Below are 11551 nucleotides of genomic sequence, written 5' to 3'. Positions count from 1 at the left end.
TGTGACACCCTGAGGGCGCTTCCGGAAAACACGGCTGCACCTGTAACGCAAGCAAAGAGCCCCCACACGAGGTGATCGTGTGGGGGCTCTTTGCCGTTCACAGCGCAAGCTGAGGCGGGAACCTATCGCGGACAGGCGGTGTCGTCCGTAGCGACATCAGGGTGCCCGAGCTCTGCGAGGGCGGGTGCCCCTGTAGGAGCGAGGACGAACACCGCCGTCCGCACAACCCGTAGTCTCACAATCTAGCGCTTGATAGCGTCCAGCGCCTCACGCTGAGCCTTCGCAATGCGCTTCTCAGAAACCGTGTAGGCGGTGCCGAGCTCCTGGGCGAAGAAGCTAACGCGCAGCTCCTCAATCATCCAGTTCACGCGGCGGAGTGCATCCGGCACGATGGTGCCTGCCGGTAGCGACTTGACCGCGTTATCGTAGGAGTCTTCCAGGTCCTGCACGGTGAGCATGAGCTGGTTGTCGCGGTGCAGGTTCGGGCCGAGCTTCGTCAGGCGCACCTGGGCGGCCTTCAGGTAACGCGGCAGGTGAACCAGCTGGTCGTAGCCGGTCTGCGCCACGAATCCGGGGTAGACGAGGTTCTCCATCTGTGCCTTCACGTCGGAGACGGCGTGCATGGTCGTCAGCGAGGTTGCCTTCTTGATTGCCTTCTTCAGCGCGGTGGCTTCGGAGAGGATTTCGGCGACGAGCTTGGTGACGTCGAAGACCGTCTCGATGAGTTCGGCACGCACGTGCTCGTAGAGTTCGCTGTATTCGGTGTGAGTGAAGATGGGCGTGTGCGGCACGAGGTGGTCGAGCGCCGCGACGGTGCAGTCGCGGATGAGTTCGTCGATAGAGCCGTGCGGGTTCTGCGTGAAGACGATTTTCTCCTTGTGGGAGAGGTGTTCGCTCACGTAGCGTACGGGCGAGGGCACCTGCAGTTGGAGCAAGCGGATGATGCCGCGGCGCTGTGCGTGGAGCTGTTCGGCTTCGGTGGGGAAGATTCGCAGGCCTACGCTGGTTTCTTCGTCGACGAGGGCTGGGTAGCCGTTGACTGCCTGGGTGGCGATGATGCGCTGTACCTTGCGGGGGATTTCTCCGTTGGGGAAGAGGTCGGCGGGGAATTCGGTGAGGCCGCTGATTTCGCGTACCTGCGAGCCGTGCGCATCGGCTGCCTGAGCGGTGCCGCTCTGAGCGTTCTTCACGCTCTTCTTGGCAGAAGCCGCGGAGCTACCCGAGTTGCCCTGCGCGAGCGCCACCATTTTTGCCATGGTGTCGTCGGATGCGCCGAGCGAGTCGGCGAGGGCGCTGCGGATTTCCTTGTGGAGCTGCTGCTGTAGGGCGCGCAGGTCCTTGCCTTCGCCGAGGATTTTGTTGCGTGCGTTGCGCACCTGGAATCCCATTTTCAGGTGTTCGGGCACGGCGTCCCAGTTAAAGGCTTCGGGCTCGACAACGACGCCGCGCAGGCGGCGTAGTACGAGTGCAAGGGAGGGGATGAGCTCGTCGGTGGCGGGGGAGTAGTCCTCCTCCAGTGCGGCGCAGGCAGCGCGTGCCACGTCGGGTGCGGGTACGAAGTTGCGTCGGATCGCCTTGGGGAGCGATTTGATGAGCGCGGTGACGAGTTCGTGGCGCAGGCCGGGGATCTGCCAGCGGAACGGTTCGGGGTTCAGCTGGTTGAGGAACAGGATGGGTACCTGGACTGCTACACCGTCGCGCTTGGCGGCGTCGGTGCGGGCGCCTCCGATGCCGGCGGTGGGGGCGTATTCGTAGCGCAGGTCGAGGGTCAGTTCGCCGCTGTCGGTGCGCTGCACCCACTGGCGGGGGAACTGGGAGTCGTCGTAGTCGGCGGCTTCCTCGTTGATGAGCTTTTCGGGGTTGAAGTCCAGGTAGTTGTCGTCTTCAAGACGTGCCTGCTTCCACCACTTGTCGAAGGCGCGCACGTCGGTCACGTGGGCGGGGATGCGTGCGTCGTAGAAGGCGAAGAGTACGGAGTCGTCCACGCGCAGGTCGCGGCGGCGCAGGCGTGCTTCGAGTTCTTCGACCTCAGCGAGGGCGCGCTGGTTGCGCAGGTAGAACTTGTGCTGGGTGTGCCATTGGCCTTCGACGAGGGCGGACTGGATGAACAGTTCGCGGGCTGCGGCGGCGTCTACGCGGGCGTACTGTACGGGGCGGTCGGCGTAGATGGTCAGGCCGAAGAGGGTGCCCTTGGCGTAGGCGACTGCCGCGCCGGAGCTGAGAGACCAGTGCGGTTCGGAGTATTGCACGCTGATGAGGTGCCTGCCGATTTCTTCGATCCACTGCGGGTCGATGGAGGCGTTGGTGCGCGCCCACAGGCGGGAGGTTTCGACGAGTTCGGCGGAGAGCACCCAGTCGGGGCCCTTTTTGAACAGGCCGGAGCCAGGGAAGATTGCGAACTTGGTGCCGCGTGCGCCGAGGTATTCGCGGGGGCCGCGGTTGCGCCCCTTGGAGTCCTTCTCGCGTTCTTCCTTGACGCCTACGTGCGAGAGCAGGCCGGTGAGCAGGCTCTTATGGATGTCGACTTCGTGGGCGGAGGCGTTGATGTCCCTGCCGCCGCTGGCGTGAATGTTGGCGGTGCGTCCCATTTCGCGTAGCTGCGCGAAGAGGTCCTGCCATTCGCGGATGCGCAGGTAGTTGATGTATTCGCGGTGGCACATTTTGCGCAGCTGAGAGGAGGACAGCGCCGCCTGCTGCTCGTTGATGTAGTCCCAGAGCAGCAGGAAGGAGGAGAAGTCGGAGGTGTCGTCGACGAAGCGGGCGTGCATCGCGTCGGCTTCGGCGCGCACGTCGGCGGGGCGTTCGCGCGGGTCCTGGATGGTCAGGGCGGCGGCGAGTACCATCATTTCCTTGGCGCAGTTGCGGCGTCCGCCTTCAATGATCATGCGGGCCAGGCGCGGGTCCACGGGGAATGCCGCCATGGCTCGGCCGATGGCGGTGAGGGTTGCGCTATTGCCGCGGCCCTTGCGGGGTTGGCGGGGGCGTTCGGTGAGCGCGCCAAGTTCGCGCAGCAGGTTCACGCCGTCGTTGATGGCGCGAGATGCGGGCGGCTGCACGAACGGGAAGCGGGAGATGTCGCCGGGCTCGCGGACCACGCCGATTGCGATCATCTGCAGGATGACGGCTGCGAGGTTGGTGCGCAGAATTTCGGGGTCGGTGAACTCGGGGCGCGAGTTGAAGTCTTCTTCGGAGTAGAGGCGGATTGCGATGCCGTCGCTGACGCGGCCGCATCGACCGGAACGCTGGTTGGCGCTTGCCTGCGAGATGCGTTCGATGGGCAGGCGCTGCACCTTGGTGCGCGCCGAGTAGCGGGAGATGCGTGCGGTGCCGGTGTCGATGACGTACTTGATGCCGGGCACGGTCAGTGAGGTTTCGGCAACGTTCGTGGCGAGCACGATGCGCGGGCGCGATCCGGGGGAGAACACGCGGTGCTGTTCGGCGAGCGAGAGGCGCGCGTACAGGGGCAGCACTTCGTAGTTCAAGCGCGGCGACTTGAGAACCATTGCCTCGATGGCGTCCTTGGCGTCGCGGATTTCGCGTTCGCCGGAGAAGAAGATGAGGATGTCGCCGGGCGCTTCCTTGGAGAGTTCCTTGATGGCGTCGAGGATGCCATCGGTGGGATCGTGGTCGTCTTCGATTTCGTCGTCGCTGAGGTAGTCTTCCTCGTCGAGCGGGCGGTAGCGGATTTCCACGGGGTAGGTTCGGCCGGACACCTCAATGATGGGCGGCGCGTCGTCGGGCAGGATCGCTTCGGCGATTTCGCGTTCTTCGGCGCTGAGGTTTTCGTCGACGATGCCCTTACCCGGCACGTAGCTGGGGGAGAAGTGGCGCGCGAAACGCTCCGGGTCGATGGTCGCGGAGGTGATAATGACCTTCAGATCCGGGCGCTGCGGCAGGATGCGCTTGAGGTAGCCGAGGATGAAATCAATGTTCAGGCTTCGTTCGTGCGCCTCGTCAATGATGAGGGTGGAGTAGCGGCGCAGCAGCTTGTCGTTCTGAATTTCGGCGAGCAGAATGCCGTCGGTCATGAGCTTGATAGCGCTGTGTTCGCCGACTTCGGAGGTGAATCGCACCTGGTAGCCGACGGTTTCGCCGATTTTCTGGCCGAGTTCTTCGGCGATGCGTTCGGCGACGGAGCGTGCGGCGAGGCGGCGCGGCTGGGTGTGGCCGATGAGGCCCTTCTCTCCCAGGCCCAGGTCGAGGCACATTTTGGGGATCTGGGTGGTTTTACCGGAGCCGGTTTCACCCGCGATGATGACGACCTGGTTGTCGCGGATTGCCTCCATGATGTCTTCGCGGCGTTCGCTGACGGGCAGTTCTTCGGGGTAGGTGATGACCTCGGGAATGAAGGGTTCGTAGCGGCGCGGTGCCGGGCGGTTCTGCTGGCTGCTCTTGTTGTCGCCCTGCTTGCGGGCGCGGTTGTTGGCGCCTGCGCGTCGGTTGGAGCGGGAGGCGTTGGAGTTGCGTTCGGAGGCGCCGCGGGAGGAGTTCTTGCGGTCTGCGTTATTCTTCGGGGCGCTGTTCTTCTGCGCACCCTTCTTCGGGGCGCCGTTTTTTACCGCGTTGTTCTCAGTAGTTTTATCTGCGGTTTTTTCGCCGGTCTTTTCGGAGGATCGTACCTTTGCCGCGTGGATTGCGGCGGCCATGCTCGCCATGGTGGGGGCGGTGCGGGGGGCCTTAGAAGTATCTGCGTGTTTCTTCGTGGATTTCTGCTCAGACATATCCTATCCAGTGTACTCGCCTTGCCCGCGGTGGGCTTGGGGTGTGCTTTGTTTGTCATATTTGGGTTTGTTCGCGGGAACCCAGGGGCGGGTGGTGGTGGAATACTGACTCCAGGCATGCAGTTAATGTACAATAAATGACATCAAATGCTATCTAAGGAGTTAATAATTATTCATTTGAATTTTATGCACCGTAGATGCGAATTAACTGCGCTTCTTAACTTTCTTTCGATAGTTTCGTTCAACTGCTACAGTGGTGAATAACACAGTAACGAAGGAGTGACTATGCCATCACCAAAGACGTACCCGGCAACACGTGTTGCAGTGTTGGATTGCTGCGAAGACGGACAGCACGAAGAAATTCACCACCGCTGCGAAGAGCTCTTCCAAGCCCTCGTTCACGCGAGTCTGCGCACCCACTTCGACCGCCTCAGCGCCGAAGAAACCCTCTACCTGGTCACCGGCGACGGCGAGCGCGTACAAATTTCCCCTGAAATGTACGGACCCCTCACCTCCGTAGCGCGCGCATTCGCCGACCGTAAGGACGTCTGCGTGGTACGCCAGGACCGCCTCATGACCACGCAGGAGGCGGCAGACTACCTGGGCGTATCCCGCCCGACCGTTGTTCGCCTGCTGGAGCGCGGAGATATTCCGTTCGAGCGCATTAACACGCACCGTCGCGTTGCTTTTGATGACCTCGAACGCTACCGCCTTGAGCACGAATACGTGAACCGCCGCGTTCGCTAACCTGTGAACCGCTCAGGCTACACAGCACGGTTGAGCTACACGCCGCGGTTGAACTGAACAGCGCGGTTGAGAAATAGCAGCATCTGCTGAACAATATCGGGGCTAAAACAGCGCGAATCCCCGTGTTCGGCATCCGGAACCAGCACCAAATCGGTAGGCACCTGCCGCGTGCGCAGCGCCTGATACACCCGCACCGATTGCTGGTACGGCACACACGAATCACTAATACCGTGCACGAGCATCAGGGCAGTGGCGCCGCCGCTCGTACCCTGTGCAGAGGCACTTTCGACCTTATTCACTCGTTTCTGGGGGCGTACCGCATCAATAGGATGCGCACGCTCCCAGTTCTTTTGGGCGCGCTCGATGCAGACACCCGGAACTGCCCGCTCGCCCTTGGAAGCGTCGATAGCAGACACGTCAGCGGGGACAGGGTGGGTGCTTCCCAGCAGCCGCCATTCGGCGCCGTCATCCTCGGGGTGGTCGAGAGCGTAGCCAGCCAGGGGCCGATCGGTGAAGATGGTCCTCAAATCGCTGACCCCGTAAAACGAAGCCGCCGCCGCCACCTGCGAACTATGGGACGGGTAGGCGCTCGCCGCCCTGCCCTCAAAGTATTCGTCGTGCTCGGGCGCGCTCGCAGAATCCCCACCGCTGCCGTCATCGGCGGCGGAATCTCCCGTATGCGCAACCATCATGCTCAGATGCCCGCCGGCGCTTCCGCCCGCTACCGCAATGCGCTGCGGGTCAATACCGAATTCGTGCGCGTTGGCGCGGAAGAAACGCACCGCCTCCTTCACATCGTGTAGGGCACCCGGGAAGAGTGCCTGATGCGAATACCGGTAGTTGATGGACGCGACCGCCCAGCCTGCCTGCTGAAAAGCGGCGCGCATGAGCGCCTGGGTATTGGGCTGCTCCCCGCCAGGGGTGCGCAGGATAGTGTCGCGTAGAGCCTGGTTGGTGCCGAAACGCCAGGCGCCACCGTGAACCCACACCAGCAGCGGCGCGGGGGAAGAGATATCCCCGGTCGCGGGGAAGAAGTCGTAGGCGAACGCCTCGCGAGTTACCGGCGACTGCGCGCCATAGTCGGGTAGCGAGTGGGCATCGTAAAAGCCCGCCTCGCGGTAAAAACCAGAGCGGTAATCGGTATTCTCAACGGTCGGTGCGCTCTCAGAAATCTGCATGAATCAGCGCCGCGTTAGGGAACCAGCACGATCTTGCCGCGGGTGCGACCCGTCGCAACCAGGGCGTGAGCCTGCGCGGCCTGCGAAAAATCAAGCACCTGATCCACGTGCACCTTCAACAGGCCCAAGGACATGAGGCGGGCAATCTCCTGCATCTGCGTGCGGTCCGGGTGAACCGTCAGCCACTGTGCCTCGAAGCCGCGCTCACGCGCAACATCCAGCGGGTCGGGGCTGGTCAGGGTGACAATGCGGCCGCCGGGAACCAGCACCTCCAGCGAATCGAGGAAGGTCTGCTGACCGGTGGAATTGAGCACCACATCCATGGTCTGGCCCAGTACGGCGCGGAAATCCTCGGCGCGGTAATCAATGGGCTGGGCACCCAGAGAGCGCACAAACTCGTGGTTCGCCGCGGAGGCGGTCGCAAAAACCTGAGCGCCAGCCTGCGCCGCCAACTGAACGGCGAGGTGACCGACGCCTCCGGCTCCGGCGTGAATGAGCACGCGCTCGCCTTCCTTCAATCGCGCCACTTCGAAGAGCGCCTGGTATGCGGTCAGCGCCGCCAGGGGAGCGCCGCCCAATTGCGCGCAGGGAACATCGGCGGGCACCTTCACCAGCTGATGCGCCGGGGCGAGAACATACTCGGCGTAAGCACCGGCGGGGGAGGGAAAAGCAACAAGACCAAATACGCCGTCGCCCACCTTAAAACCCGTGTAGTCGCCGGCGGTAGCAACCACGGTGCCGGCAACATCCCAGCCGGGCACGAAGGGCTTGTACGACGGATCTGCCAGCTGAGCGGCGGGCCCCAGACCCTTGCGAGTGGTTAGGTCAATCGGGTTGACACCGGCGGCAACCGTCTTGATGAGCACGTGACCGCGCACCGGCGAGGGGATAGGTACGTTTGCTTTGTGCAGAACGCTTTCGTCGCCCCATTCGGTGAGCTGAATCTGGCGCATGGTGGTCATCGGGTTACCTCCGCTGTTGTGGCTTGAAGCCGTGCTGATGTGACGGGTGTGCGCGTTTTCCCATTCTCTCAAGGCTGTTAGCGTTGCCACAACAGGCAGGCGGGTAGTGTCCACCCTCTGAGGTTGAAGAGGGAGCTGGCGGGAACGGTCGCCCGGCGCAGGCTTTATGCACAACAGGGTGGGTGGCTCAATAAAGTTGAGTTGTTAAATAAAAAGGAGCCGATACCCGAACAATACGCCTCGGATATCGGCTCCCGTGTTCCCTCTCGAATAAGAACATCGTGCCCCTGAAAGGATTCGAACCTTCGACCCCCAGTACCGGAAACTGGTGCTCTAATCCGCTGAGCTACAGAGGCAACCCACCTATGGTATCAGATATGCACTAGATAAAGGGTCAGGCGCCTGCCAAGGCTTGCTAGAATAGTTTGTTATGACTCCTGAAGAACTCTCCGAAGCCATTGCGCTTGCCCTTGAAGAAACCATTTCCTCCGGCCAGCTGACCCTCGTGGAGGGCGCTGAACTGCCCGCCGTCCGAGTGGAGCGCCCCAAGTCCCGTGAACACGGCGACTGGGCAACCAACGTCGCTCTGCAGCTCGCCAAGAAGGTGGGCAAGAACCCGCGTGAGGCAGCAGCTCTTCTGGCAGAGAAGATTAGCGCCATCCCCGGTGTTGCATCCGTAGATATTGCTGGCCCCGGCTTCCTGAACATCACCCTGGACGCCGCAGCTGCCGGTGAGCTTGCCGCCACCATCGTTGAGGCTGGTGAAGCATACGGCCGCAGCGACAAGTTCGCCGGCAAGACCATCAACCTTGAGTTCGTCTCCGCGAACCCCACCGGCCCCATCCACCTGGGTGGCACCCGCTGGGCTGCCGTCGGTGATGCGCTCGCCCGCGTCCTTGAGGCTGAGGGCGCTAACGTCGTGCGTGAATACTACTTCAACGACCACGGTACCCAGATTGACCGTTTCGTGCGCTCCCTGATTGCCGCTGCTCGCGGTGAGGAGACCCCCGAGGACGGCTACGCTGGCGCGTACATTGTTGACATTAAGGACCAGATCCTGGCTCAGCGCCCCGACGCGCTTGAGGCTGAGAACCCCGAAGAGATTTTCCGCGAAATCGGTACTCACCTGATGTTCGATCAGATCAAGGAGTCCCTGGCGGCATTCGGTACTCACTTCGACGTGTTCTTCCACGAGAACTCCGTGTTCGAAGGCGGCAAGGTGGACGCCCTGCTCGACGCTATGCGCGAGAACGGTCAGCTCTTCGAGGCTGACGGCGCCTGGTGGATGCGCACCACCGACTACGGCGACGACAAGGACCGCGTGGTCATCAAGTCTGACGGCAACCACGCCTACGTGGCGGGCGATATCGCCTACTACCAGGACAAGATGACCCGCGCAGTAAATCCCGCCGACGTGGCGATCTACATGCTCGGTGCTGACCACAACGGCTACGTGGGCCGTCTGAAGGCTATCGCCCAGATTCTTGGCTACCGCGCCGACCAGATTGAGGTCATGATCGGTCAGCTGGTGAACCTGGTCAAGGACGGCAAGCCTGTCCGCATGTCCAAGCGTGCCGGCACCGTGGTCACCCTCGAGGACCTGGTCGAGGCTGTGGGCGTTGACGCGGCTCGTTACGAGCTGACCCGCTACTCGGTGGACACCCCCATCGACATTGACCTGGGCCTGCTGACTTCCAAGAGCAACGAGAACCCGGTCTACTACGTGCAGTACGCTCACGCACGTACCGCCGCTGTGGCACGTAACGCTGCGGAGGCTGGCGTGAAGGTTGAGGACGGCGTGGACACCTCTCTGCTCGACTCGGCTGCTGACGGCGAGCTGCTGGCTGTACTCGGCCAGTTCCCCGCCGCTGTGCGTGATGCCGCGAAGTTCTACGAGCCGCACCGCGTGAACCGCTACCTGGAGCAGCTCGCTTCGGCGTACCACAGCTGGTACGGTGTTTCCCGCGTCGCCCCCAAGGCGGATGAAGAGGTTACCGACCTGCACCGTACCCGCCTGCTGCTGAACAACGCGGCACAGCAGGTGCTGGCTAACGGCCTGAACCTGCTGGGTGTGAGCGCACCCGAGCGCATGTAATACTCTCGTTTCAACCCCCGACCCGGTGCTACCGGGGCGGGGGTTGAGCGTATGCCGGCAAAGATAGCTAAGAAAGAGACACGATGAGCGAAGCCCGTTCCCTCTACCGCCCCGAATGGCTGATCCAGCCTGAGAACCCCGCCGACCTGTCCCGAAGCATCTGGACCGATTCCTTCACCCGCAATGAGCAGGGTGAGCTCTGCATTGATGGCGTGACCGTCAGCGAGCTGGCCGCCGAGCACGAAACCCCGCAGTACGTCTTCTCCGAGACGACCTTCCGTACCCGCGCCCGCGCCTACCGCACCGCTTTTGAGCAGGCTTTCGCCGCGCACGGTGCGAAGGTGAGCGTTTACTACGCCGGTAAGTCGTTCCTGTCTACCGCTGTGGCGCGCTGGGCGACCGAGGAGGGGCTGTGCCTGGATACCGCCTCCGGTGGTGAGTTGGCGTTGGCTCTGCGCGCGCAGGTGCCCGGTGCGAATATCGCCCTGCACGGTAATAACAAGTCGGAGGCTGAGATTGCCCGCGCGATCCGCAACGGCCTGGGCCGCGTGGTGGCTGACTCGGTGGACGAGCTCAAGCTCATTGAGCGCGTGTACGCCGAGCTTGCCGCCGAGCGTGTAGCGGAGGGAGAAGAACCGTACGCCCCGGTTCCGGTGCTGATTCGCATCACCCCCGGCGTGCATGCCTCGACCCACGAATCCATTGCGACCGCGCACGAGGACCAGAAGTTCGGCATGTCCCTGCAGCCCGGTACCGCCGCGCTCGCGGGTTTGGACGAGGAGGAGCTGGAGTACTGGGGTGTTGAGGCTACCGATTCTTACGCGGCTCTGGCTGCCGCGATTCTGAACGCGACCGATTCCCTGGATTTCCGCGGTATTCACTGCCATATTGGTTCGCAAATTTTTGAGGCGGAGGGCTTCGAGCAGGCGGCAACTACCGCCCTGGAGTTCATGAACCGTCTCAACCGTGACCTGGGCGTGATCCTGCCGGAGCTGGATTTGGGTGGTGGCTACGGCATCGGCTACACCGAGGCGGATCACCCCCGCTCCATTACCGAGGTGACCGAGTCGATTGCGGCTTCCGTTGCGGCAACCTGTGAGCGCCTGGGCATGGCGATTCCGCATATGTCGTTTGAGCCGGGCCGTTCCATTTCTGGTCCTTCGGGTGCGACCCTGTACACGGTGGGCACCATTAAGAACGTGAGCATTGAGGATGAGAACGGAGAGATTCGCGTGCGCCGCTACGTTTCGGTGGATGGCGGTATGAGTGATAACGCCCGCCCGGTGCTGTACGAATCGGATTATTCGGTGACCCTGGCGAATCGTGCTCCGGCGGGGGAGCAGGTGCTCTCTCGCGTGGTGGGTAAGCACTGCGAGTCTGGCGATGTGGTGGTGCGCTACTGCTACCTGCCCGCTGACCTGCAGGCTGGCGATATTTTGGCGGTTCCGGCGACCGGCGCGTACTGCTATGTGCTGGGTTCGAACTATAACTTCTTGACTCGCCCGCCGGTGATTGCCACTGCTGAGGGTAAGCCTTCGCGCGTGATGATTCGTCGTCAGCGTGAGGAGGATATGCTGGCGCTGGATATGGGTTCGGATATCTAAGAACGGATATCTAAGAACCCATTCTGACATCATGAAAAACCGTGAAGTTCCCGTTTCTACAATGCGTGCCGTGAGGTGGCGGTTGCGGGCGGGGTCTTCACGGTTTTGTGCGTTCAAAACATGACAGAAGATAAGGTTCACCTCATAACTGTGAGGGAAACCTCATCTCAGAGAGTAAAAGTCGCACCTTGAGGCTGCTGAGCCGTCCCCGCCTCTTGATAAAGTGGTTGTTGGGTGCGTGCTC

General features: G+C 62.2%; 6 protein-coding genes and 1 tRNA gene. 3 read left to right on the top strand and 4 right to left on the bottom strand.

Annotated elements, in window-relative coordinates:
* Positions 1 to 242 precede the first annotated feature (242 nt).
* The gene (gene hrpA, locus HMPREF2928_RS07070; RefSeq protein WP_070687972.1) at positions 243 to 4721 is read right to left on the bottom strand and encodes an ATP-dependent RNA helicase HrpA; all 4479 of its coding nucleotides are present in this window, start codon (positions 4719 to 4721) and stop codon (positions 243 to 245) included.
* 285 nt (positions 4722 to 5006) lie between these two features.
* On the opposite strand from hrpA, the gene HMPREF2928_RS07065 reads away from it, so the two are divergent.
* Positions 5007 to 5468 (top strand): helix-turn-helix domain-containing protein, encoded by a 462-nt coding sequence (locus tag HMPREF2928_RS07065; RefSeq protein ID WP_005506503.1) that lies wholly within the window; start codon positions 5007 to 5009, stop codon positions 5466 to 5468.
* A 35-nt stretch (positions 5469 to 5503) separates the two neighbouring features.
* Here the strand turns inward: HMPREF2928_RS07065 and HMPREF2928_RS07060 are convergent, their stop codons facing one another.
* The 3 genes from HMPREF2928_RS07060 to HMPREF2928_RS07050 all read right to left on the bottom strand — a co-directional run bounded on the left by HMPREF2928_RS07060 (position 5504) and on the right by HMPREF2928_RS07050 (position 7964).
* Entirely contained in the window at positions 5504 to 6646 is a 1143-nt protein-coding gene (locus HMPREF2928_RS07060) for an alpha/beta hydrolase (protein WP_246823581.1), read from the bottom strand.
* Between the two features lie 14 nt (positions 6647 to 6660).
* The gene (locus HMPREF2928_RS07055) at positions 6661 to 7608 is read right to left on the bottom strand and encodes an NADP-dependent oxidoreductase (protein WP_070687970.1); all 948 of its coding nucleotides are present in this window, start codon (positions 7606 to 7608) and stop codon (positions 6661 to 6663) included.
* Between the two features lie 282 nt (positions 7609 to 7890).
* Positions 7891 to 7964, bottom strand: a tRNA-Arg gene (locus HMPREF2928_RS07050).
* A 74-nt stretch (positions 7965 to 8038) separates the two neighbouring features.
* Here HMPREF2928_RS07050 and argS point away from each other — a divergent pair.
* Together argS and HMPREF2928_RS07040 are read left to right on the top strand one after the other, a co-directional pair.
* Positions 8039 to 9703 (top strand): arginine--tRNA ligase, encoded by a 1665-nt coding sequence (gene argS, locus HMPREF2928_RS07045; RefSeq protein ID WP_070687968.1) that lies wholly within the window; start codon positions 8039 to 8041, stop codon positions 9701 to 9703.
* A gap of 83 nt (positions 9704 to 9786) precedes the next feature.
* Positions 9787 to 11307: a diaminopimelate decarboxylase family protein gene (locus HMPREF2928_RS07040; protein WP_070687966.1), complete on the top strand. Its 1521-nt coding sequence runs from the start codon at positions 9787 to 9789 to the stop codon at positions 11305 to 11307.
* Positions 11308 to 11551 lie beyond the last annotated feature (244 nt).

It is taken from the genome of Rothia sp. HMSC072B04, assembly GCF_001813725.1.
GTDB classification, from domain to species: domain Bacteria; phylum Actinomycetota; class Actinomycetes; order Actinomycetales; family Micrococcaceae; genus Rothia; species Rothia mucilaginosa.
Note: the sequence above shows the minus strand (reverse complement) of the source record. Positions and strands in the feature narration are given on the sequence as shown.

Excerpts from the sequence above, each read along its gene's own strand:
- hrpA (WP_070687972.1), bottom strand. The coding sequence starts at position 4,721 with ATGTCTGAGCAGAAATCCACGAAGAAACACGCAGATACTTCTAAGGCC.
- HMPREF2928_RS07065 (WP_005506503.1), top strand. The coding sequence starts at position 5,007 with ATGCCATCACCAAAGACGTACCCGGCAACACGTGTTGCAGTGTTGGAT.
- HMPREF2928_RS07060 (WP_246823581.1), bottom strand. The coding sequence starts at position 6,646 with ATGCAGATTTCTGAGAGCGCACCGACCGTTGAGAATACCGATTACCGC.
- HMPREF2928_RS07055 (WP_070687970.1), bottom strand. The coding sequence starts at position 7,608 with ATGACCACCATGCGCCAGATTCAGCTCACCGAATGGGGCGACGAAAGC.
- argS (WP_070687968.1), top strand. The coding sequence starts at position 8,039 with ATGACTCCTGAAGAACTCTCCGAAGCCATTGCGCTTGCCCTTGAAGAA.
- HMPREF2928_RS07040 (WP_070687966.1), top strand. The coding sequence starts at position 9,787 with ATGAGCGAAGCCCGTTCCCTCTACCGCCCCGAATGGCTGATCCAGCCT.